The 21,442-nt window shown below is 70.6% G+C and carries 19 protein-coding genes; 8 read left to right on the top strand and 11 right to left on the bottom strand.

Going from position 1 to position 21,442, the window contains the following annotated elements:
• Positions 1-196 precede the first annotated feature (196 nt).
• Both ACFQUV_RS07685 and ACFQUV_RS07680 read left to right on the top strand, forming a co-directional pair.
• On the top strand, positions 197-802 hold the full coding sequence (locus tag ACFQUV_RS07685) for a TIGR00730 family Rossman fold protein (RefSeq protein WP_129609162.1): 606 nt from the start codon (positions 197-199) through the stop codon (positions 800-802).
• 410 nt (positions 803-1,212) lie between these two features.
• Complete coding sequence (locus ACFQUV_RS07680) at positions 1,213-5,184, top strand: chemotaxis protein CheB (RefSeq protein ID WP_165363895.1); 3,972 nt, start codon at positions 1,213-1,215, stop codon at positions 5,182-5,184.
• A gap of 259 nt (positions 5,185-5,443) precedes the next feature.
• On the opposite strand, the gene cimA is transcribed toward ACFQUV_RS07680, so the two are convergent.
• The 4 genes from cimA to cysS all read right to left on the bottom strand — a co-directional run bounded on the left by cimA (position 5,444) and on the right by cysS (position 9,427).
• Positions 5,444-7,039 (bottom strand): citramalate synthase, encoded by a 1,596-nt coding sequence (cimA, locus tag ACFQUV_RS07675; protein WP_129609160.1) that lies wholly within the window; start codon positions 7,037-7,039, stop codon positions 5,444-5,446.
• 167 nt (positions 7,040-7,206) lie between these two features.
• Entirely contained in the window at positions 7,207-7,710 is a 504-nt protein-coding gene (locus ACFQUV_RS07670; protein ID WP_129609192.1) for a GNAT family N-acetyltransferase, read from the bottom strand.
• Positions 7,710-8,084, bottom strand: a complete 375-nt coding sequence (locus ACFQUV_RS07665) for an endonuclease domain-containing protein (RefSeq protein WP_129609159.1) — start codon at positions 8,082-8,084, stop codon at positions 7,710-7,712. The genes ACFQUV_RS07670 and ACFQUV_RS07665 overlap by 1 nt, the downstream gene beginning before the upstream one ends.
• Positions 8,081-9,427 carry a cysteine--tRNA ligase gene (gene cysS / locus ACFQUV_RS07660; protein WP_129609158.1) on the bottom strand — a complete coding sequence of 449 codons (1,347 nt, stop codon included), beginning with the start codon at positions 9,425-9,427 and terminating at the stop codon, positions 8,081-8,083. Before cysS ends, ACFQUV_RS07665 begins: the two co-directional genes overlap by 4 nt.
• A 458-nt stretch (positions 9,428-9,885) precedes the next feature.
• Between cysS and ACFQUV_RS07655 the strand changes: the two genes are divergently transcribed.
• From ACFQUV_RS07655 to ACFQUV_RS07645, 3 genes are all read left to right on the top strand, one after another.
• On the top strand, positions 9,886-10,194 hold the full coding sequence (locus tag ACFQUV_RS07655) for a hypothetical protein (protein ID WP_129609157.1): 309 nt from the start codon (positions 9,886-9,888) through the stop codon (positions 10,192-10,194).
• Positions 10,195-10,457: 263 nt separating this feature from the next.
• Positions 10,458-11,096: a maleylacetoacetate isomerase gene (gene maiA / locus ACFQUV_RS07650; RefSeq protein WP_111384276.1), complete on the top strand. Its 639-nt coding sequence runs from the start codon at positions 10,458-10,460 to the stop codon at positions 11,094-11,096.
• Between the two features lie 168 nt (positions 11,097-11,264).
• A complete protein-coding gene (locus ACFQUV_RS07645; RefSeq protein ID WP_129610665.1) occupies positions 11,265-12,425 on the top strand; it encodes a DUF2865 domain-containing protein in 1,161 nt (386 codons plus the stop codon).
• Positions 12,426-12,548: 123 nt separating this feature from the next.
• Here the strand turns inward: ACFQUV_RS07645 and gatA are convergent, their stop codons facing one another.
• Both gatA and gatC read right to left on the bottom strand, forming a co-directional pair.
• Positions 12,549-14,039 (bottom strand): Asp-tRNA(Asn)/Glu-tRNA(Gln) amidotransferase subunit GatA, encoded by a 1,491-nt coding sequence (gene gatA / locus ACFQUV_RS07640; protein WP_129610666.1) that lies wholly within the window; start codon positions 14,037-14,039, stop codon positions 12,549-12,551.
• A gap of 31 nt (positions 14,040-14,070) precedes the next feature.
• Positions 14,071-14,358, bottom strand: a complete 288-nt coding sequence (gene gatC / locus ACFQUV_RS07635) for an Asp-tRNA(Asn)/Glu-tRNA(Gln) amidotransferase subunit GatC (protein ID WP_129610667.1) — start codon at positions 14,356-14,358, stop codon at positions 14,071-14,073.
• 419 nt (positions 14,359-14,777) lie between these two features.
• Here gatC and ACFQUV_RS07630 point away from each other — a divergent pair, with 419 nt between their 5' ends.
• Positions 14,778-14,939, top strand: coding sequence for a Thivi_2564 family membrane protein (locus tag ACFQUV_RS07630; RefSeq protein WP_111384272.1), 162 nt, complete (start codon positions 14,778-14,780; stop codon positions 14,937-14,939).
• On the opposite strand, the gene ACFQUV_RS07625 is transcribed toward ACFQUV_RS07630, so the two are convergent.
• Entirely contained in the window at positions 14,921-15,106 is a 186-nt protein-coding gene (locus tag ACFQUV_RS07625) for a hypothetical protein (protein WP_129610668.1), read from the bottom strand. The genes ACFQUV_RS07630 and ACFQUV_RS07625 overlap by 19 nt on opposite strands.
• Before the next feature lie 136 nt (positions 15,107-15,242).
• Between ACFQUV_RS07625 and ACFQUV_RS07620 the strand changes: the two genes are divergently transcribed.
• The gene (locus tag ACFQUV_RS07620; protein WP_129610669.1) at positions 15,243-15,617 is read left to right on the top strand and encodes a hypothetical protein; all 375 of its coding nucleotides are present in this window, start codon (positions 15,243-15,245) and stop codon (positions 15,615-15,617) included.
• A gap of 51 nt (positions 15,618-15,668) precedes the next feature.
• Here ACFQUV_RS07620 and ACFQUV_RS07615 read toward each other — a convergent pair whose 3' ends face one another.
• From ACFQUV_RS07615 to aspS, 4 genes are all read right to left on the bottom strand, one after another.
• Entirely contained in the window at positions 15,669-15,974 is a 306-nt protein-coding gene (locus ACFQUV_RS07615; RefSeq protein ID WP_158859477.1) for a glycine zipper domain-containing protein, read from the bottom strand.
• 95 nt (positions 15,975-16,069) lie between these two features.
• Complete coding sequence (gene speE, locus ACFQUV_RS07610) at positions 16,070-16,939, bottom strand: polyamine aminopropyltransferase (protein WP_129610670.1); 870 nt, start codon at positions 16,937-16,939, stop codon at positions 16,070-16,072.
• 110 nt (positions 16,940-17,049) lie between these two features.
• A complete protein-coding gene (gene speD, locus ACFQUV_RS07605) occupies positions 17,050-17,547 on the bottom strand; it encodes an adenosylmethionine decarboxylase (protein WP_111384269.1) in 498 nt (165 codons plus the stop codon).
• Between the two features lie 214 nt (positions 17,548-17,761).
• On the bottom strand, positions 17,762-19,561 hold the full coding sequence (gene aspS / locus ACFQUV_RS07600) for an aspartate--tRNA ligase (protein WP_129610671.1): 1,800 nt from the start codon (positions 19,559-19,561) through the stop codon (positions 17,762-17,764).
• 237 nt (positions 19,562-19,798) lie between these two features.
• Between aspS and ACFQUV_RS07595 the strand changes: the two genes are divergently transcribed.
• Positions 19,799-21,436 carry a thiamine pyrophosphate-dependent enzyme gene (locus tag ACFQUV_RS07595; RefSeq protein WP_129610672.1) on the top strand — a complete coding sequence of 546 codons (1,638 nt, stop codon included), beginning with the start codon at positions 19,799-19,801 and terminating at the stop codon, positions 21,434-21,436.
• Positions 21,437-21,442 lie beyond the last annotated feature (6 nt).

Below are 21,442 nucleotides of genomic sequence, written 5' to 3'. Positions count from 1 at the left end.
CGGCGGGAGGGGCGGAGGCTACCCTCCTCCATATAGGAGATCGCGGGCGGGCGTGCACGGTGTCGCACACCCGCCCCGGCACAATGACGGCGCGGCGACCGTTCGCCGGGCGCCCGGCGCGGCGAGACGCGGTGAGGCGCGGTGAGGCGCGGCCCACGATCTTGACGCCGCCGGGCGGGCACGCCAGATGCCGGGGATGAGCAAAATCGAAAATGTCTGTGTCTACTGCGGCTCGCGGAACGGGACCGACCCCGCCTTCGTGGCCGCGGCCCGCCGGCTCGGCCGGCTGTTTGCCGAGAACCACATCGGCCTCGTCTATGGCGGCGGCTCCAACGGCCTGATGGGGGCCGTCGCCGACGCGGTCGTCGACCACGGCGGCCGGGTCATCGGGGTGATCCCCGAATTCCTGCGAACCCGCGAGAACATGTTCCGGCGCGCCACCGAGCTGATCGTCACCCGCGACATGCACGAGCGCAAGCAACTGATGTTCGAGCGCGCCGACGCCTTCGTGGCCCTGCCGGGCGGCATCGGCACCCTGGAGGAGCTGGTCGAGCAGCTCACCTGGGCGCAACTCGGGCGCCACAAGAAGCCGATCCTTCTCGCCGACATCGGCGGCTTCTGGCAACCGCTCCTCGCGGTGCTCGACCGCATGCGCGAGGCGGGCTTCATCCACAATGGCGCGCTGATGAACTACCACGTCTGCCGCGACATCGAGGACGTGGTGCCGACCCTCCAGGCCGCCACCGCCCAGGTGAGCGAGCGTGACAAGGCCGGCGATACCGCCACCGTCGAGCGCATGTAGGGCGGCGCCTACGCGCCCCTCATAGTTTCCCAAGGTTTGGCCACCCTGCTCCGCCGACCACCGCGCATTGCCGAGACGTGATTCGGGAGATTCCGCCAGCATGACGCAGGGACGTCGCCGCGGAGACGTGTGGGCCACGCACTCATCGCAATAAGTCTCGGCTAGGATTAAGGCTAGTCATGGCGAGACGCTGCCACTGATTGCAACGAAAGAGTGGACAACTTACCAGCGGTATCGACCGTGACGCGCGAGTATTCTCCGCAGTGCTACTAAGATACGCAGACGTACGTAAGACGAGGCGTCGGTCGAACGGTATCTTTTAGCCCATTACAAACTGTTCTAGTAGGCGTACCCGCGTCGCCCCGGCGGCGAGGTTACTTGCGTGCACCCCGATGATCGGGAGCATGACCATGAGCCGACGCGCACCGTCACCTCGCGCCGCCCGCGGGCCGGGGGATGTCAAGTCCGGCGAGGCGGGCCGCCTCCGCGATCTCTATGTGGTCGGGATCGGCGCCTCGGCGGGTGGCCTGGAGGCGTTGCGGCCGTTCGTCGCCGCCCTGCAAAGCTCGTCCAACCTGTGCTTCGTGGTGGTGCAGCACCTCTCGCCGCAGCATCGCAGCATGATGGTGGAGCTGCTGGCGCGCGAGACCCGCATCCCGGTGGTCGCCATCAACAACGGCGTCACCGTCAAGCCCAACACCATCTACATCGCGCCGCCCAACAGCGACGTGTTCTATCGCGGCGGCAAGCTGGTGCTGCGTACCCCGATGGAGACCATCGGGCCGAAGCCCTCCATCGACCACTTCTTCACCAGCTTGGCGGCCGGGCTCGGCAGCCGGGCGATCGCCATCGTGCTGTCCGGCACCGGCTCGGACGGCGCCAACGGCCTGCGGGCCGTGAAGGCGCATGGCGGCATCACTTTCGCCCAGGAGCCCGACTCCGCCAAGTACGAGAGCATGCCGCGCGCCGCCATCACAGTGGGAGGCGCCGACCTCGTGCTGCCGCCCAAAGAGATCGCCGGCAAGCTCGCCACCATCGCGCAGGGACACGACCTGCATCTCGGCCTCGTCGAGAAGTCCGATGTCGGCGGCACCTACCAGACCATCATCCGGGTGATCCGCAACCAGACCGGCATCGACTTCAGCAAGTACAAGGAGGCGACGCTGCGCCGCCAGATCGCCCGCCGAATGTCGGCGTTGCAGATCGGCACCCTCAAGGACTACATCGGCTACATCGAGCACAACCGCGACGAGGTCGGCGTCCTCGCCAAGAACTTCCTCATCTCGGTGACGTCGTTCTTCCGCGACAAGGAGGCGTTCGCGGCGCTCAACAAGGCGCTCGACAAGATCATCAAGGAGAAGCGGACCGGGGATTCGCTGCGCATCTGGGTGCCGGGCTGCGCCACCGGCGAGGAAGCCTACTCCATCGCCCTGCTGCTCGCCGGCAAGGCGCAGACCCGCCTCGGCGCCCTGCGGGTGCAGATCTTCGGCACCGACATCGACGCCGCCGCGACCAACCACGCCCGCCGCGGCGAATATGCCGAGAGCAGCCTCGTCAGCCTGGGCAGCGCCACGCTGCAAAACCACTTCTCCAGCAACGGCCGGCTGTTCCGCATCGACAAGACGGTCCGCGACATGGTGGTGTTCTCGCGCCACGACGTGGTGCAGGACCCGCCGTTCAAGAACATGGACCTGATCAGCTGCCGCAACCTGCTGATCTACTTCAAGCCGGCGTTGCAGGACCACATCTTCAAGCTGTTCCACTACGCCCTGCGGCCCGGCGGCCACCTGTTCCTCGGCAAGTCGGAATCGCTCGGCAACTGCAAGGCGCTGTTCACGGCGGTGGACGCCCGCCACAAGCTGTTCCGCCGCCGCAACATCTCGATCCGTCCCTACTACGTGCCCAAGGCCGAGGGTATCCTGCCGACCACCCCGGATCTCGGCGCCCCGGTGCGCCGCCCGACCGAACCGCCCGAGGAGGATCTCGGCCGCGTCGGCCGCGACCTTCTGGTCGACCGCTTTGGCCCGCCCAGCATCCTGGTATCGAACGACGGCGAACCGCTGCACTTCTACGGCGACGTCAGCCGCTTCGTTCACCTCGGCCGCGGCAGCGGCAAGGTCGATCTCAACCTCGCCAACATCGTCGATCCGTCGCTGCGCAGCGAGCTGCGCGTGCTGCTGCACCGCTGCCAGCGCGACCAGGGCTCGCATCGTGGCCAGGTGCACGCCGATCCGCAGGGCGGGCGCGGCCTGCGGGTCTCGGTCCACGCGGTCGACCGGGCGCGGGCCGACGAGCGGCTCTTTCTCGTGTGCTTCGAGGAGTGCGAGCCGGTGACCCCCCTCGCCGCCACCACGGCGAGCGATGCGGACGAGGCCAGCAGCCAGCAGATCGCCGCGCTCGAGCAGGAGCTGAAGGCCACCAAGGAGAACTTGCAGACCGTCGTCGAGGAGCTGGAGACCTCGAACGAGGAGCTGCAATCGACCAACGAGGAACTCCAGGCGTCCAACGAGGAGCTTCAGGCCTCCAACGAGGAGCTGGAGACCGCCAACGAGGAGCTTCAGGCGACCAACGAGGAGCTGACCACCGTCAACGACGAGCTGTCGGTCAAGACCGGCGATCTCGCCGAGGCGAACAGCGAGCTGGAAGGCATTATGGCCAGCTCGGCCGAGGCGATCGTGCTGATCGACCCGACCTTCCACATCGTCCGCGCCAACCAGAAGGCGGCCCGCATCCTGCGCCTCGGCCACGACATCGGCCGCCCTCATTTGCTCGACGTCACCACCCAGATCGGCACCGCCGAGGTGGGACCCGCCATCGAGGCGGTGCTCGCCTCGGGATCGACCCATGCCGAGGAGCTCCAGATCCACGACCGGCTGTACCTGATGCAGGTGTCGGCCCACCGGATCGACCGGCGAATCGGTGGCGCCATCCTGACGCTGTCGGACATCACCGATCTGCGCACCGCGCAGCGCGTCGCCGACGAGCAGGGCCGGCGCGCCCGCATCCTGATCGAGACGTCGACCGACGGCATCGTCATCGCCGATCGCGAGGGCCTGGTGCATGTCTGCAACTCGGCCGCCTGCACGTTCCTCGGCGTGCCGGAGGGCGGCGTGGTCGGCCGTCCGGCCGCCGGCCTGTTCCTGGCCGACGACGCCAATATCGGGTCGCTGGTGGACCATCTGCGCGGCGCGCCCGGCGACGAGCGGCCGACGCGATTCGAGATCGCCCTCACCCGCAACGGCCGGACCAGCCACTTCGACACCGTGCTGAGCCGCTTCGCGCTGGGGGCCGACACCTACCGGGCGGCCTCGCTGCGCGAGGTGACCGAGCTGCACGAGGCGCGCGAATCACTCGCCGGCGCCAAGAAGGCGGCCGAGCAGGCGAACCGCGCCAAGACCGACTTCCTGACCCGCATGAGCCATGAGCTGCGCACGCCGCTCAACGCCATCGTCGGCTTCTCGGACGCCATCCTGGCCGAGATCCACGGCCGGCTGCCGCACGAGCGCTATCTCTCCTACGTGCAGGACATCCACAGCTCGGGCGTCCACCTGCTGGGGCTGATCAACGACGTGTTCGACATCGCCAAGGTCGAGGCCGGCGTGCTGCGCCTGCACGAAGGCCCGCTCGACCTGGTGCGGCTGGTGTCGGGAGCCGTCAGCTTCGTCGGCCCGATGGCCAGCAAGGCCGGCGTCGTGGTGGTGTTCGAGTTCGAGGCCGGGCCGGTGTGCCTGCATGCCGACGAGCTGAGGGTCCGCCAGGTGCTGCTCAACCTGCTGTCCAACGCGGTCAAGTTCTCGCATCCCGGCGGCAAGGTGCGGGTCACGGTGCGCACGCCCGCGAGCGGCGGTGTCGTGGTCGAGGTGGCAGACCACGGCATCGGCATCGAGCCCAAGACCATCGCACGGATCGGCGGGGAGCCGGCGGTCTCCGGTTTCGTGCGCCACGGCGAGAAGGAGGGCAGCGGCCTCGGCCTGCCGGTCAGCATGGCGCTGATGAAGGCGCTGAACGGCGACCTCGTCATCGACAGCATGCCCGGCAAGGGCACCACGGTGACCATGCGGTTCCCGCCCGAGCGGGTGCTGCCGGCCGATCGGCTGCCCGGACGCGCCGCCGAGGGTGCCGGCAACGGCGCACCGTTCGGCCACGGCGGCATCAACGGCACGGTCGTCGGGAGCGGTGCCGATGACGACGGCGGCACCGACGGTGCCACGCGGCCCACCGCCGAACACCAGAATGGCGAACCCCCGCGGGCGGAGGCGCAAGCGTCCGGCGCCCTGGCGGCGAGCGACGACGCCGCCGCCCCGCCCACCGCCCCGGCCGCGGCACATTCGGCCCCTGTTCGCCGCGGCCGGGGTGGACGGCGCAGCGCCCGCGCCTCGTGACGAGCCGGCGGCGTGCCGGGCCATGACGGAGAGACATCGCCGGGCGAGCGGTCGGAGCCCGCGTCCCGCCGGTTTCCCACTGTTTCCGGGTGACAGTTCGCCGTCGTTCCGGGGCGCGGCATCTGGACCGACGCTTCGCGCCGTCCGGATGCCGCGAACCCGGAACCCAGCGGCAAAACTCGGGGCTCTCGGCTGGATTCCGGGTTCGCGGCTTCGCCGCGCCCCGGAATGACAGCGAACTGATTACCCGAATCCGGTCTCAGGCCGGGGCGCCGGAGCGCACCAGCTTGTAGACGATCGAGTCCATCAGGGCCTGGAACGAGGCGTCGATGATGTTGGGCGAGACGCCGACGGTGGTCCAGCTCGCGCCGGTCTCGTCCTGGCTCTCGATGAGCACCCGCGTCACCGCCCCGGTGCCGCCATCGAGGATACGCACCCGGTAGTCGGTCAGCTCCAGGCCCTGGATGTACTCCTGGTACTTCCCGAGATCCTTGCGCAGCGCGAGATCGAGGGCATGCACCGGGCCGATGCCCTCGGCGGCGGAGATCAGCGGCTCGCCGTCACCGACCTGCACCTTCACCACCGCGACGGTCGCGGTGACGCGCTTGTTCAGCGCATTGATGCGGTGCTCGACATTGACGTCGAACTTCAGCACCTCGACATAGTCCGGCACGGTGCCGAACACGCGGCGGGCCAAGAGCTCGAAGGAGGCCGGCGCCGACTCGTAGGCGTAGCCGATCGCCTGGCGCTCCTTCACCACATCGAGCAGGGTGCCGATGCGCGGATCGTTCTTGTCGACCGTGAGGCCGATGCGAGCCAGCTCGGCGAGCACGTTGGAGCGTCCGCCCTGATCCGAGACCAGGAGATCGCGGCGGTTGCCGACCGCCTCCGGCGCGACATGCTCGTAGGTGGCCGGGTCCTTCAGGATCGCCGACGCATGGATGCCGGCCTTGGTGACGAAGGCGCTGGCGCCGACATACGGGGCGTGCCGGTTGGGCGCGCGATTGAGCATCTCGTCGAGCCGGCGCGACACCCGGGTGAGCCGGCCGAGCGCCGCGTCGTCGACGCCGATCTCGAGGTGGTCCGCGTAGGCGGGCTTGAGCTTCAAGGTCGGGATCAGCGACATCAGGTTGGCGTTGCCGCAGCGCTCGCCGAGACCGTTCAGCGTGCCCTGGATCTGGCGCGCCCCGGCCCGCACGGCGGCGAGCGAGTTGGCGACCGCCTGCTCGGTGTCGTTATGGGCGTGGATGCCGACATGCGCGCCGGGCACCCGCTTCACCACCTCGCCGACGATGCGCTCGACCTCGTGCGGCAGCGTGCCGCCATTGGTGTCGCACAGCACCACCCAGCGGGCGCCCTCGCGCCATGCCGTCTCGGCGCAGGCGAGCGCAAAGTCGGGATTGGCCTTGAAGCCGTCGAAGAAGTGCTCGCAGTCGACCAGCACCTCACGATCGCGCGCCTTGGCGGCGGCGACGCTGTCGCGGATCGAGGCGAGGTTCTCCTCCGGGGTCGTCTCCAGCGCGACGCGGACGTGATAGTCCCACGTCTTGGCGACGAAGCAGATGGCATCGGCATGCGCGTCGAGCAGCATCGCCATGCCGGGATCGTTGGCGGCGGAGCGCCCCGGTCGCCGCGTCATCCCGAAGGCCGTGAAGGTCGCGCCGATACTGTGGGCCTGCGCGAACAGCTCGGTGTCGAGCGGATTGGCCCCGGGGTAGCCGCCTTCGATGTAGTCGATGCCGATCTCGGCCAGCATGTGGGCGATCGCCAGCTTGTCGGAGAGGGTGAAGTCGACGCCGTTGGTCTGCGCGCCGTCGCGCAGGGTGGTGTCGTAGAGATACAGGCGGTCCTTCATGGCGGGCCCCGGAGTGCGAATGAACGGCGAAACGAACGCGAGCGGTCGGCGGCGCCGTCACCACCAGCCGATGTACTTGAGGACGAAGGCGGTGCCGCCGGCGATCACCAGCAGCTTGATGACGATGTAGAAGATCCAGTGGCGCGGAAACGGCGTCTCCGGGCGCTTCATCGGCCACCGGCCCCGGCGGCGAGCGCCTTGGTCATCGTCGTGTTGGCGAGCCACTCGTCGCCGCGCAGCACGGTGTTGCGGCGCTGGGCCACGTAACCGCGCCGCTCGAAGAAGCCGCGGGCGTTGTCGCTGGCGTCGACCGTCAGAGTCTTGGTGCCGCGCGCCCCGGCCAGCTTCTCCAGCGCGTCGCACAGCATGGCGCCGGCCCCGAGGCCGGCGACGCCGGGATGCACGTAGAGGAGATCGATGGTGTTGTCGTCGACCAGCGTGGCGAAACCGACCGGCGCACCGTTGAGGGTCACCACCAGCGACAGCGCACTGGCGAGCCGCGCCGCGAATGCCGCCTCGTCGTCCACCGCCGTGACCCAGGCATCCTGCTGGGCCTCGCTGTAGTCCTCGGCGGCGAGCTCGGCGACGCTCTCGCGCAGGATCTCGGCGAGCAGCGGCGTGTCGGCCGGGAGGACCGGGCGCAGCGCGAAGCTCGGATGGGCGGTCGCCATCACGTGCCCTTTCCGGAACTCGGCGCCGGGCGCGCCCGGCCGGCACCGGCGTTGCGCGGGGCGGCCCGCAGCTCGGTCTCGACGATGGAGACGACGCCGTCCAGATTGGCGAGGATGTCGGCGGCGCGGAACAGCAGCACCCGATAGCCATTGGCGAAGAACCACTGGTCGCGGGCGGGATCGCGCGGCGCGCCGCCCGCCTCCGCGTCGTCGACCTCGACGACGAGGCGCACGTCCTCGCACAGGAAGCCGGCCCGGTACGGCCCGACCGGCACGTCGCGGCGGAACTTGGCGCCGCCGACCTTCTTGCTGCGCAACGCCCGCCACAGGCGGCGCGCGCCTTCGCTCATGCCCTGCTCTTGCGCGTCGCTCATCGAGCCACCTCCCAGGTGGTGCCGTCCTTGGAATCCTTCAGCACGATCCCGAGCGCCAGAAGCTCGTCGCGGATGCGATCGGACTCGGCCCAGTTCTTGGCCTGGCGGGCGGCCACACGGGCCGCCACCTTGGCGTCGATCTCGGCGGCCGGGATCGGCGGCGCCGGCGCGTGCGCAGCCTGCCAGGCGGCGAGCGCCTCGGCCCGGAAGCCGAGGAAGGCGAGCGTGCCGGCGAGCGCCTTGCGGCCGGCGGCGTTCTTCAGCCCGTGCATGGCGGCGATCGCCATCGGGGTGTTGAGATCGTCGGCGAGCGCCTCCAGCACGGCGGGTGCGGGCCGCGGCTCGGCCTCGGCGGAGGCCGCGTCGAAGAACGAGGCGAGCGCCTTGTGGGCCTCCTCCAACCCCTTCAGGGTCCAGTTGATCGGCTGGCGGTAGTGGGTCGACAGCATGGCGAGCCGCGCGACGTCGCCCGGCCAGTCCTTCAGCACCTCGCGGATGGTGACGAAGTTGCCGAGCGACTTCGACATCTTCTCGCCCTCGACCTGGAGGAAGCCGTTGTGCATCCAGGTGGCCGCCATCACGGGCGTGCCGAAGGCGCAGCACGATTGCGCGATCTCGTTCTCGTGGTGCGGAAACACGAGGTCGATGCCGCCGCCGTGGATGTCGAAGGTCTCGCCGAGATGCTTCCACGACATCGCCGAGCACTCGATGTGCCAGCCCGGCCGCCCCTCGACCGCGATGCCGGCCGGCGACGGCCACGCCGGCTCGCCGGGCTTCGACGGCTTCCACAGCACGAAGTCCATGGCGTCGCGCTTGTAGGGGGCGACGTCGACGCGGGCGCCGGCGATCATCTCGTCGAGCGGCCGCTTCGACAGGCGGCCATACTCCGGCATCGACGGAACGCTGAACAGAACATGGTCCTCCGCCACATAGGCGTGGCCGGCGGCGACCAGCCGCTCGATCAGCGCGCGCATCTCGGCGATGTGCTCGGTCGCCCGCGGCTCGACGGTCGGCGGCAGGCAGCCCAGCGCCTCCACGTCGGCCTTGAACTCGGCGTAAGTCTGCTCCGTCAGGTCGCGGATCGAGACGCCGCGCTCCGCCGCCCGCGCGTTGATCTTGTCGTCGACGTCGGTGATGTTGCGCACATAGGTGACGTGCTCGGCCCCGTAGACGTGTCGCAGCAGGCGAAACAGCACGTCGAACACGATGACGGGCCGGGCATTGCCGATATGGGCGAAGTCGTAGACGGTCGGCCCGCACACATACATGCGCACGCGGCGCGGATCGAGCGGGACGAACGGGCGCTTGTCGCGCGCGAGCGTATCGTAGAGCCTGAGGTCCATGCCGTGCCGTCCCCTTCGTGCGTTCTCCGGCGGCGCGAGGGTTCGCCGTCGACATCGGGTCGCGCGTCCGCCGAGGCGGGCCCGCGTCATGCGAGTCCGGCCGAACACCCGGTCCGGGACGAGCCGGCGCCGCAGCGGCTGCTCGTCACGAGCCGAATCATGCCCGCGGCCTGCTGGCCCGGCGTCTGTTTGTCGACAAATGAAGACAAGACGGCCGTAGCCAGCGGGAGCCGCTAGCGAATAATCCCCCGGCAAATGCCGATCTGGGCGTGGTGGCCGTTCATGGGCGCGCACCATGGTCGAGCCGCGGCGGCCCGTCAAGAGTTCCCGTGCACGGAGCCACCGAATCGGGCAGTTAACGCCGCCTTAACGGATGTGGCCGCATTGTCGGAATTGGCTCGCGGCGCCGCTGGCGCCCGGCCGCAGTGCCGTCGCCCTCTCACCGATCGAGCACGCCGATGCGCGCCCTCGCCCTGGTCACGTTCCTGGCGACCCTGGTCGCCGGCCTCGCCCCGGCCCAGGCCGAGAAGCGGGTGTTCATCCTGAACAGCAACGCCGACGCCTATGGCATCGACCGCTGCCTCGCCAGCGGCGACCGCTGCGGCACCGCCATGGCGACCGCGCTGTGCCGGCAGCACGATTTCAAGCACGCCGTGTCGTTCCGCAAGGTCGACCGCGACGAGATCACCGGCACCGTCCCGGTCCGGGCCAGCGGCTGCCGCGGCGCCGCCTGCGACGACTTCGTCGCCATCGAGTGCAGCCGCTGAGCCGAGGCGCCCTCCCGCTATCGCCGCACGTCCCTCCGCACCTTCGTCCCGCCTCACGCAGGCGAAGATCCGCGCCATTCGGCCGGCCCAGCCATGACAATGACCGAGGGGCGCGCGTCCGGCTTGCCGGCCCGAGGCCGGCGAGCAATCCTCGCCGGCAGGCCGCCGCCGGCGAATCGCGGCGCCCGGCATCTCCCGGCCCGGGCGTCCGGGTCGCCCCGCCTCGCCCAGCCCCGCCCTCGTGCCAGCCCGCCGGAGCCACCGTGAAGCTGTATTCCTATTATCGCTCGTCCGCCGCCTTCCGGGTCCGCATCGCCCTGAACCTCAAGGGGCTCGCCTACGAGACCGTCCCCATCGACCTGCGCGCCAAGGGCGGCGGCGAGCAGTTCGGCGAGGCGTTCCGGGCCGTCAATCCACAGATGCGGGTGCCGGTGCTGGAGCTCGACAGCGGCGACGTGCTGCTCCAGTCCCTCGCCATCATCGACTATCTCGACGAGACATGGCCGGAGCCGCCGCTTCAGCCGGCCGATCCGCTCACCCGCGCCCGGGTGCGGGCCGTCGCCCTGATCATCGCCACCGACATTCACCCGCTCAACAACACCGGGCCGCAACGCTATCTCGCCCGCACGTTGGGGCATGACCAGGCCGCCATCGACGCCTGGGTGGCGAACTGGATCGGCGCGGGCTTCGAGGCTATCGAGCGGCTGATCACGCCCGGCCCCTATGCGTTCGGCGATGCCGTCACGCTCGCCGACGTCTGCCTCGTCCCGCAGCTCGCCAACGCCCGGCGGATCGACATGGCGCTCGACCGCTTCCCGAAGATCCTCGCGGCCGAGGCCGCCTGCCTGGCCCTGCCGGCCTTCGCGCAGGCCCGCCCGGAGGTGCAGCCGGACGCCCCCTAACGGCCGCCCGCGGACCCCGCGAGACGCCGTCCGAACGGCCGAAAACGACTGGAAATCCACACTTTGGACACCATTCCGGCGCTTGTCTCCGGGGGATATTCCGGGCCGCGGGACGGCCCTGCGCACGAGGGCGGGATGGTCTCTGGGGCGAGCGGTGGGGCAAGCTGGATGGCGAGCTGGAGAGCGGGCCGGCGCGGTCGGCTCGCGGCCGCCGTGATGCTGCTGGCGGCCGGCACCGGCCTCGCCGCCGCACAAGGCTACCCGCAGCAAGGATACCCGCAGCAAGGCTATCCCCAGCAGCAAGGCGGCGGGTCCTACGGGCAGAACCCGGTCTGCGCGCGGCTGGAGAACCAGCTCGGCATGATCAACCGCGGCGGCGACCCGACCCGCAACGACCAGGCCCGCCGCTACGAGGACGCGGTCGGCCGCCAGACCAACGACCTCGACCGGATGATCGCCCAGGCGCGCCGGCTCGGCTGCGAGAGCAACCCGCTGTTCTCGCTGTTCAGCAATCAGCCGGCCGAGTGCCGGCCGCTCAACGCCCAGATCCAGGAGACCCGCGACCGCCTCAGCCGCACCCAGGCCGAGTTGCAGCGGGTGCAAGGCGGTGGCGATCTCGAAGGCCAGAAGCAGGCGCTGATCGCGGCGCTCGCCCAGAACAATTGCGGCCCGCAGTACCAGGCGGCGGCGACCCAGAACCGTGGCCTGTTCGGTGACCTGTTCGGCAGCAACCCGGCCCTGCCGGTGCCGGATGGCATGCAGTCGTCCACCTACCGGACGCTGTGCGTGCGCACCTGCGACGGTTACTATTTCCCGATCTCGTTCCAGGCGACGCCGGCCCGCTTCGCCGACGACGAGCAGGCGTGTCAGAAGCTGTGCCCGGCCGCCGAGGTGCAGCTCTTCACGCATCGGAACCCGGGCGAGGAGGTCGGCCAGGCGGTGTCGCTGGCGGGCCGCTCCTACCGGGATCTGCCGACCGCGTTCCGCTATCGCCAATCGCTCGATCAGGCCTGCTCGTGCCGCAAGCCGGGGCAGAGCTGGGCCGAGGCGCTCGGCGTGACCCGCGACACCACCATCGAGCGCGGCGACATCGTCGTCACCGAGGAGCGCTCCAAGGCGATGTCGCAGCCGCGCACCGACGCGCAGGGCCGGCCGATCCGGGCCGATCGCCGGCCCGCCGGTCCGGGCACCCCAGCCGGCCAGACCGGCGAGGCTCCGCCGGCTGCCGACGCCGCGCGCGGCCCGGTTCGCACCGTCGGGCCGACCTTCGTGCCGCCGCCGACCACGCCGGCGCCGACCAACTTGACTCCTGCCGCTCCGGCCCGCTGAGCCGCGACGCCTCCGACGCATCAATCATCGTCGTGAGATGGGTGGCTGGGCCACGGCCTACGGCCGGCCCGGCCGTGACGGAGCGTCAACCGGCGGGATGGCTCGACAGGCGCCGCGCCCGCCTCACCACCAGCGCGCCGGGGTCAGCCGGCCGGCCTCCTGCTCCACCACGGCGGCGAGCGAGAACAGCGTCTCCTCGTCGAACGGTCGGCCGATGAGCTGGAGCCCGAGCGGCAGCCCCTGAGCATCGAGCCCGCCCGGCACCGCGATGCCCGGCAGCCCGGCCATGTTCACCGTCACCGTGAAGATGTCGTTCAGGTACATCTCGACCGGGTCACCATGGACCTTCTCGCCGACCCCGAACGCCGCCGAGGGGGTCGCCGGGGTGAGGATGGCGTCGACGCCGGCCGCGAAGCAGTCCTCGAAGTCGCGCTTGATCAGCGTGCGCACCTGCTGGGCGCGCAGGTAATAGGCGTCGTAATAGCCGGCCGAGAGCACGTAGGTGCCGATCATCACGCGCCGGCGCACCTCGGGGCCGAAGCCGGCGGCGCGCGTCCTCTCGTACATCTCGACGATGTCGTCGCCGGGCACCCGCACGCCGAAGCGCACGCCGTCGTAGCGGGCGAGGTTCGACGACGCTTCCGCCGGCGCCACGATGTAGTAGGCGGGCAGCGCGTACTTGGTGTGCGGCAGCGACACCTCGACCATCTCGGCGCCGGCCGCCTTCAGCCACGCGGCGCCGCGTGCCCACAGCGCCTCGATCTCCTCCGGCATGCCGTCGACCCGGTACTCCTTCGGGATGCCGATACGCATGCCTTTGACCGAGCGGCCGATCGCCGCCTCGTAGTCGGGCACCGGGCGGTCCACCGAGGTGGTGTCCTTGGGATCGTGGCCCGCCATGGAGCACAGCAGGATGGCGCCGTCGCGCACCGAGCGGGCGAACGGACCGGCCTGGTCGAGCGACGAGGCGAACGCCACGATGCCCCAGCGCGAGCAGCGCCCATAGGTCGGCTTCACCCCGACGATGCCGGCGAAGGCGGCCGGCTGGCGGATCGAGCCGCCGGTGTCGGTGCCGGTGGCGCCGAGACAGAGCCCGGCCGCGACCGCCGCGGCGGAGCCGCCCGACGAGCCGCCCGGCACGATCGCGGCAGTGTCGCCGGTGCGCCGCCACGGCGAGATCACCGGGCCGAAGCGCGACGTCTCGTTGGACGAGCCCATGGCGAACTCGTCGTTGTTGAGCTTGCCGAGCATCACGGCGCCGTCGCGCCAGAGCTGCGACGACACGGTCGACTCGTAGACCGGCACGAAGGTCTCGAGGATCTTCGAGCACGCCGTGGTGCGCACGCCCGCGGTGGCGAACATGTCCTTGATGCCGAGCGGCAGCCCCTCCAGCGGACCACCCTCGCCCGCCGCCAGCCGGGCGTCGGAGGCGTCCGCCATGGCGAGCGCCTTGTCGGGCGTCTCCAGCACATAGGCGTTGAGGACGCGCGCCGCCTCCATGGCGGCGAGATGCGCCTCGGTCAGCTCGCGGGACGAGAAGTCCCGCCGGCGCAGGCCGTCGCGGGCTTCGGCGAGAGTGAGGGCGGTGAGGCTCGTCGCGGGCTCGCGGCTCATGGCGGACATCCTTGCTGCGGGCGCGGCCGCGTCACTCGACGACCTTCGGCACCAGGAAGAAGTGGTCTTCCCGGGCCGGCGCATTGGCGACCACCAGATCGGGAATGCCGCCGTCCGTCACCACGTCGTCACGCTGCTTCATGACCATCGGGGTCACCGAGGTCATCGGCTCGACGCCGCTCACGTCGACCTCGGAGAGCTGCTCGACAAAGGCCAGCATGGCGTTGAGCTCGCCGCGCAGATGCTCGATCTCGTCGTCCTGGACGGCGATGCGGGCGAGGTGAGCGATGCGACGGACCGTCGCGGCGTCGACCGACATGGAAGCTCCTCGGGAACCGTCGGGACCGACGGCCGGCGGCCGTGGCCCGGGACGGGCCAGCGACCGGCCGCGCGAGTCGTGTCCGGTCGTGCGCCGTCGCTATAGCAGACGGTATTTCGCACGGGCAACCCGCGGCCGCCCCGGCCATCGGGCCACCCGCGGCAGCCGGCAGAGCAATCGGCCGCGAGCCGTCCTCGTCCCGGTGCCGGCGGACCGTTCGCGCTCGGACGGACGACAGCGATTTCGCGACTGTGGTGGGAACCTACCCGCGTGGCGCCGGTTGCACTCCGTGTCGGCCGAGCGAGTGTCTGCGCGCCGACACGCCACCGCCCGGCCGATCACGGCCGACCCGTCGCCGAGGGACGCGACCTGCCCGGTCCGGCCCCGTTCATTCCTCTTGTGCGAGAGCCGCCCCACCCATGGGACTTCTCATCAGCATTCTCATCACGTTCCTGGTCGTCGTCCTGGTGCTCTACCTGATCGGCATGCTGCCGATCGACGGACGCGCCAAGCAGATCGCCCGCATCGTCGTCATAATCATCGGCGTGCTGTCGCTGCTGCGCTATCTGGCCGTGTTCTGATCGCTGTCGCGATAGGACTGAACCGTCGCCCGGTCGCGCTCCGCCCGGGCGGCGGCATCGGTGCGGCGGCGGCGCCAGCGCATCGTGCCCCAGGCGATCGCGGCGCCGAGCACCACCACGAACACCACGTTGATCAGAAACCACAGCATTCCACCCTGATCGTCCATTCTCGACTCCCTCGGAACCGGCCGGCCGGTCCTCCGCTTGCGTGTCCGTCGTCTCCGTGGTGCTAACGTGCCCGGCGCGCCGGCGATCCATCGCGGCGTCAGACGGAGCATGGATCAGAGGAGCAGAACGGGCGGCATGCCGAAGAGCCCGCGAGACCGGACACCGGCGGACCTGCTCGGCGACGAGCTGATGGCCGAGCGCGCCTCGGCCCTCGGCCGGCTCGGCCGCGGGCTGGAGCAAGCGCTGGCGGATCTGAAGGCGCACGATGCGGCGGCGCCGGTGGCGACCGGCGATCCGGCGGGCGTCGACGCCCAACGACGCGAGCGGCGCAGGCTGATCGATGCCGCCGCCCACGCCCTGTGGCTGCTGATGGTGCAGCGCGAATCCTGCGGACTGCGCGACGCGCGCGCCCTGATGCGCGATTACGGGGTGCCGGCCGAGGTGCAGAGCCGCGCCGGGGCGGTGCTCACGCCGCCGCCGACCGAGCGACCGCGACGCGGGCCGTGGTGATGGCCCGCCCCGCCCGGCTCCATGTGGTCAGCGGATCGGCGTCGATCGGGATCAGTAGCAGTAGTTGCGCTGCACGCGCTGGTAGCCGCCCGGCACCGCCTGGTAGCAGCGGCCCTCGTACCAGTAGAAGCCGCCGCGGCGACGCTCGGCCTCGGCCCCGATGATGGCGCCGGTGGCGCCACCGATGATGCCGCCCGCGATGGCGCCGCCGGCTCGGCCGGTCGCCGCCCCGCCGATGATGGCGCCCGCGGCGCCGCCCAGCAGGCCGCCCGTCAGGGCATCCTGCGCCACCGCCGGGGCCGGCGGTCCGAACGTGGCGAGGGACACGAGAGCGACGGCACCCAGAGCACGAATCATCGCCATTCCTCCTGACGGGTTCCCGTGTCTCTTTCGGAAGCCATCTTTATGGCTTTTTTCGTCTCGCGGCGACGTACGCGAAAGATGATTGCGCTTCAGGCGGCCGCGATGGCGTCGGCGATGAAGCGGGGCAGCGCGAACGCGGCCACCTGCACCTCCGGGGTCCAGTAGCGCGTCTCGAAGCGTCCGGCCGCCTCCCACCGGGCCGCGAGGGTCGCCGCATCCGTCCGACGCAGGGCAAGGTCGTCGGTGGCGAAGCCCATTGCCATGTGGCCGCCCACATAGGTCGGGATGGCGGCGAGATAGCAGCCGCCCTCGGCGAACAGCGACCGGAAGTGGCGGACCGAGGCGACCAGCTCGTCGGGTTGCAGGAACGGCACGCCGTTCTGGGTGACGAGCACGCCGCCGGGCCGCAGCACCCGCTTGCAGCCGGCGTAGAACTCCCGCGTGAACAGCACCGCGCCCGGCCCCTGCGGATCGGTGGAATCGACGATCACCACGTCGAAGCGCTCCGCCGTGCGGGCGACGAAGTCCATGCCGTCGGCGATCACCAGCGCGAAGCGCGGATCGGACAGCACCGGGCCGGTGAACTCGGGGAAATGCGCCTTGGCGAACTCGACCACCGAGGCGTCGATCTCGACCTGGACGACCCGCTCGACGCCGCGATGCTTGAGCACCTCCTCGGCCATGCCGCAGTCGCCGCCGCCGACGATCAGCACCGCGCGTGCCGCGCCGTGCGCCAGGATCGGCACATGGGTCATCATCTCGTGATAGATGAACTCGTCCCGGCTGGTGACCTGGATGGCGCCGTCGAGCACCAGGATCTTGCCGAAGCCGGCGTTCTCGAACAGCACCAGGTGCTGGTGGTCGGTGCGGTCCTCGAACAGCACCCGGTCGGCCGCGAAGCTCATGCGCATGCCGATGGCGTCGTAGAGAGTCTCGGGAATCCAGCGTGTCTGCGACATCGCGACCTCGCGCAAAAGGCCACGACGGCCGGGAGGCTCCCGGCCGTCGTGTGTCAGTCCGGTGGTGTGGAGCGCGGAGCCCGGCCGCGCCGGGCTTCCGCAGCGGGCGCTCAGGCGCCCTGCCCGCGCAGGATCTCGCTGACCACGACGCGCTTGGCCGAGAACGCCTCGCGCAGGATCGGCACGCAGGCGTCGGGCTCGGCCTTGCCGCACATGAACACGTCCAGCGCCGCGTACCCCACCTCCGGCCACGTATGGATGGAGATGTGGCTCTCGGCCAGCACCGCCACGCCCGACACGCCGGTCGGCTGGAAGTGGTGCAGGTGGATGTGCAGCAGCGTCGCCCCGGCGGCATCGACGCATTCGCGCAGCGTGCGCTCGATGTGCTCGATGTCGTCGAGCCGATCGCCGCCATGGACGTCGATGATGAGGTGAGCACCTGCGCAGTGGACACCGTTGCGGACGATGAAGTGATCGTACCGCTCGTCGTCGAGTCGCCGGTCGACCGCCGAAGCCGGCCCGGGGGCCGCGATGTCGTTGACGATATTTCGGGCGGTACCTGGGAGCCCCAAGCCCTTCCCCGATCGCAAGAGGGCGCCTTGGCGCATGTCGTCCTCCTTGACCAGAGATCGAACCAGAGTGCCGAAAACCGGCTCTAAACAAGCGAATGCCGCCGATCGGCCCGAACCGGGCAGATCACGGCGGCGGGGGTGACATAAGCTCCCCGGCCCCCCCGTTCAAGGTATTTTTTCGCGACCGCACACGCGGCGCGGCGGAAAGCGCCGCACCGCGCCGCTGCAAGCTGCAATCGGGCCGCGCGTCTCAGCCCTTCTGCGGCAGGTTCAGCCGGATGTGCAGCTCGCGAAGCTGCTTCGGCGTCACCTCGGAGGGCGCACCCATCAGCAGATCCTCGGCCCGCTGGTTCATCGGGAACAGCACGACCTCGCGCAGGTTCTCCTCGCCGGCCAGCAGCATGACGATGCGGTCGACGCCCGGCGCGATGCCGCCGTGCGGCGGCGCCCCCAGCGACAGCGCCCGCAGCATGCCGCCGAACTTCTGCTCCAGCACGTCCTCGCCGTAGCCCGCGATGGCGAACGCCTTCTTCATCACGTCGGGGCGATGGTTGCGGATCGCGCCCGACGACAGCTCGATGCCGTTGCAGACGATGTCGTACTGGATCGCCTTCATGCCGAGGATGCGGTCGCTGTCGGCCGGATCGAGCGCCAGGAACTCGTCCACCGCCATGTTCGGCATCGAGAACGGGTTGTGGGAAAAGTCGATCTTCTTCTCCTCCTCGTTCCACTCGTACATCGGAAAATCGACGATCCAGCACAGCGCGAACTGGTCCTTGTCGATCAGCCCGAGATCCTCGCCGACCTTGGTGCGGGCGGCTCCGGCGAACTTGGCGAAATCCTTCGGCTTGCCGGCGACGAAGAAGCAGGCGTCGCCGACCGAAAGGCCGAGTTGGTCGCGGATCGCGCCGGTGCGCTCCGGCCCGATGTTCTTGGCGAGCGGACCAGCGCCGCCCTCCTCGTTCTCGCGCCAGAAGATGTAGCCGAGGCCGGGCTGGCCCTCGCCCTTGGCCCAGTCGTTCATGCGGTCGCAGAAGGCGCGGTTGCCGCCGCCCTTGGCCGGGATGGCCCACACCTGCGCGGCCTTGTCGTTCGCCAGGATGTTGGCGAACACCTTGAAGCCGGAGCCGCGGAAGTGCTCCGAGACGTCGGCCATCTCGATCGGGTTGCGCAGGTCCGGCTTGTCGGAACCGTACTTTCGCATCGCCTCGGCGAACGGGATCAGCGGGAACTTCTGCGTCACCCGCTTGCCGCCGCCGAACTCCTCGAACACGCCGCGCAGCACCGGCTCGACGGCGTCGAACACGTCCTGCTGGGTGACGAAGCTCATCTCCAGGTCGAGCTGGTAGAACTCGCCGGGCGAGCGGTCGGCGCGGGCGTCCTCGTCGCGGAAGCAGGGCGCGATCTGGAAGTAGCGATCGAAGCCCGACACCATGATGAGCTGCTTGAACTGCTGCGGCGCCTGCGGCAGCGCGTAGAACTTGCCGGGGTGCAGCCGCGACGGCACCAGGAAGTCGCGCGCGCCCTCCGGGCTCGACGCGGTCAGGATCGGCGTCTGGAACTCGAAGAAGCCCTGCTCCTTCATGCGCCGGCGCAGACTATCGATGATCTGGCCGCGCAGCATGATGTTCCGGTGCAGCCGCTCGCGGCGCAGATCGAGGAAGCGGTAGCGTAGCCGGATGTCCTCCGGATACTCCTGATCGCCGAACACCGGCATCGGCAGCTCGGCGGCCGGGCCGAGCACCTCGATGTCGGTGGCGTAGACCTCGACGGCGCCGGTCGGCAGATCGGGATTCTCGGTGCCGGCGGGGCGGTTGCGCACCCGGCCGTCGACCCGGATCACCCACTCGGAACGCACCTTCTCGGCGATCGGAAAGGCGGCCGAGTCGGGATCGACCACCACCTGGGTGAGACCGTAGTGGTCGCGCAGATCGATGAAGAGAACGCCGCCGTGGTCGCGGATGCGGTGGCACCAGCCCGACAGGCGGGCGGTCGCGCCGACGTCGCTCTCCCGGAGCGCGCCGCAGGTGTGGGTGCGATAGCGATGCATGGCGGTCCATCGAGAAAAGGCGGGCGGCGCCCGGCGCCGGACCCGGTTGTTTCGGCCGCACAAGCGCATGGGGGCGTCGGCCTTGTCAAGCCGCGGCCCCGGGTGGCGGCCGCGTCGGCGGCACCCGGCACTTCGCCCCATCCGGGCCAGCGGCCCCGGTCGCCCGCGCGGCGGGTGATCGCGCCGTCGAAATATGGTCTATACGGCGCACCCCCCGAAAGGACCGGCGAGGACGAGATGACTTCGACCACCACGGCCGCGGCAGCCGTCGCGGCGCTGACGATGCACGGCATCGACACGCTCTACACGGTGCCGGGCGTCCACAACGACCCGCTGCTCGATGCCCTCTACGGTGCCGCCGACCGCATCCGCACCGTGCATGCGCGTCACGAGCAGGGCGCCGCCTACATGGCGCTGGGCGCCGCGCTCGCCACCGGCCGTCCGTCGTCCTTCGCGGTGGTGCCGGGCCCGGGCTTCCTCAACACGACGGCGGCGCTGCTCACCGCCTATTCGATGAACGCTCCGGTGCTCGGCCTCGTCGGCCAGATCCCGGAGGCCGAGATCGGCCTCGGCCGCGGCCATCTGCACGAGATCCGTGATCAGACCGGCATCATCGCGCGGCTCGTCGACCACACGGCCCGCATCCGCAAGCCCGAGGAGGCGGCGCCGTTCGTCCATCGCGCCGTCGCGGCCATGCGCACCGGGCGGCCCGGCCCCGCCGTGCTCGAATGCGCCATGGACGTGTGGGGGCGCACCGCCGATCTGCCGGCGCTGCCGCAGCCGGAGCAGCCGGCCGCCCCGGCGATCGACGAGGACGCGGTGCGGGCCGCCGCCCGCCTGCTCGGCCGCGCCCGCAACCCGGTGATCTTCGTCGGCGGCGGCGCCATGGACGCGGCCGCCGAGGTGGCGGCGCTGTCGGCGATGCTCCAGGCGCCGGTCGCCTCCGGGTTCCGCCGCGGCCGCGGCGTTCTCACCAGCCGCGATCCGCTGAGCGCCACCCATCCGCTCGCCCATGAGCTGTGGGGCGAGGCCGATGTGGTGCTGGCGGTCGGCACCCGCCTGTTCTTCCAGTGCCGCGACTGGGGCACCGACGACGACCTCGCCATCGTCCACGTCAACGCCGATCCGGAGGAGCCGGCCCGCCACGGCACGCCGGCGGTGGCGCTGGTGGGCGACGCCGCGCCGATCCTGCGCCGCCTGCTCGACCTGGTGCCGGCCGAGAACCGCGCCCGGCCGTCGCGCCGGGCCGAGATGGCGGATCGCCAGGCGGCGCTGCGGGCGCGCCTCGCGGCGGCGCTCGGGCCGCAGCTCGCCTTCCTGGACGCGATCCGCGCGGCGCTGCCCGACGACGGCGTGGTGGTCGACGAGGTCACCCAGATCGGCTTCGCGGCCCGTCTCGCCTTCCCGGTCTACGGGCCACGCACCTTCCTGTCGCCGGGCTATCAGGACAATCTCGGCTGGGGCTACGCGACGGCGCTCGGCGTGCAGGACGCCCGGCGCGACGTGCCGGTGCTGTCGATCAACGGCGACGGCGGCTTCATGTACACGGCGAACGAGCTGGCCACCGCGGTGCGCCATCGCATTCCGCTCGTTGCGATCGTGTTCGACGACGGCGCCTTCGGCAATGTCCGCCGCATCCAGGAGGAGCAGTTCGGGAACCGGCTGATCGCCTGCGACCTCGCCAACCCGGACTTCGTCAAGTTCGCCGAGAGCTTCGGGGCGGTGGCCGAGCGCGCCCGGACGCCGGAGGAGCTGGGCGCGGCGCTGGCGCGCGGCTTCGCCCGCCGCGACGGGCCGACCCTCATCACCGTGCCGGTTGGGCCGATGCCGTCGCCGTGGCGATTCATCCATCTGCCGCGGGTGCGGGGCGGCTGACGCCGG

Source organism: Rhodoplanes sp. P11, from assembly GCF_964266735.1.
In the GTDB taxonomy this organism is placed as follows: domain Bacteria; phylum Pseudomonadota; class Alphaproteobacteria; order Rhizobiales; family Xanthobacteraceae; genus Rhodoplanes; species Rhodoplanes serenus.
The sequence above is the reverse complement of the archived record's forward strand: the minus strand, read 5'-3'. Positions and strand labels throughout refer to the sequence as shown.

Coding starts and splice junctions, on each gene's coding strand:
- speD (WP_111384269.1), bottom strand. CDS start 17,547: ATGCGCCAAGGCGCCCTCTTGCGATCGGGGAAGGGCTTGGGGCTCCCA.
- gatC (WP_129610667.1), bottom strand. CDS start 14,358: ATGTCGGTCGACGCCGCGACGGTCCGTCGCATCGCTCACCTCGCCCGC.
- speE (WP_129610670.1), bottom strand. CDS start 16,939: ATGTCGCAGACACGCTGGATTCCCGAGACTCTCTACGACGCCATCGGC.
- ACFQUV_RS07630 (WP_111384272.1), top strand. CDS start 14,778: ATGGGACTTCTCATCAGCATTCTCATCACGTTCCTGGTCGTCGTCCTG.
- gatA (WP_129610666.1), bottom strand. CDS start 14,039: ATGAGCCGCGAGCCCGCGACGAGCCTCACCGCCCTCACTCTCGCCGAA.
- ACFQUV_RS07645 (WP_129610665.1), top strand. CDS start 11,265: ATGGCGAGCTGGAGAGCGGGCCGGCGCGGTCGGCTCGCGGCCGCCGTG.
- cysS (WP_129609158.1), bottom strand. CDS start 9,427: ATGGACCTCAGGCTCTACGATACGCTCGCGCGCGACAAGCGCCCGTTC.
- ACFQUV_RS07665 (WP_129609159.1), bottom strand. CDS start 8,084: ATGAGCGACGCGCAAGAGCAGGGCATGAGCGAAGGCGCGCGCCGCCTG.
- ACFQUV_RS07615 (WP_158859477.1), bottom strand. CDS start 15,974: ATGATTCGTGCTCTGGGTGCCGTCGCTCTCGTGTCCCTCGCCACGTTC.
- ACFQUV_RS07595 (WP_129610672.1), top strand. CDS start 19,799: ATGACTTCGACCACCACGGCCGCGGCAGCCGTCGCGGCGCTGACGATG.
- ACFQUV_RS07655 (WP_129609157.1), top strand. CDS start 9,886: ATGCGCGCCCTCGCCCTGGTCACGTTCCTGGCGACCCTGGTCGCCGGC.
- ACFQUV_RS07685 (WP_129609162.1), top strand. CDS start 197: ATGAGCAAAATCGAAAATGTCTGTGTCTACTGCGGCTCGCGGAACGGG.
- ACFQUV_RS07670 (WP_129609192.1), bottom strand. CDS start 7,710: ATGGCGACCGCCCATCCGAGCTTCGCGCTGCGCCCGGTCCTCCCGGCC.
- ACFQUV_RS07625 (WP_129610668.1), bottom strand. CDS start 15,106: ATGGACGATCAGGGTGGAATGCTGTGGTTTCTGATCAACGTGGTGTTC.
- cimA (WP_129609160.1), bottom strand. CDS start 7,039: ATGAAGGACCGCCTGTATCTCTACGACACCACCCTGCGCGACGGCGCG.
- ACFQUV_RS07680 (WP_165363895.1), top strand. CDS start 1,213: ATGAGCCGACGCGCACCGTCACCTCGCGCCGCCCGCGGGCCGGGGGAT.
- ACFQUV_RS07620 (WP_129610669.1), top strand. CDS start 15,243: ATGCCGAAGAGCCCGCGAGACCGGACACCGGCGGACCTGCTCGGCGAC.
- aspS (WP_129610671.1), bottom strand. CDS start 19,561: ATGCATCGCTATCGCACCCACACCTGCGGCGCGCTCCGGGAGAGCGAC.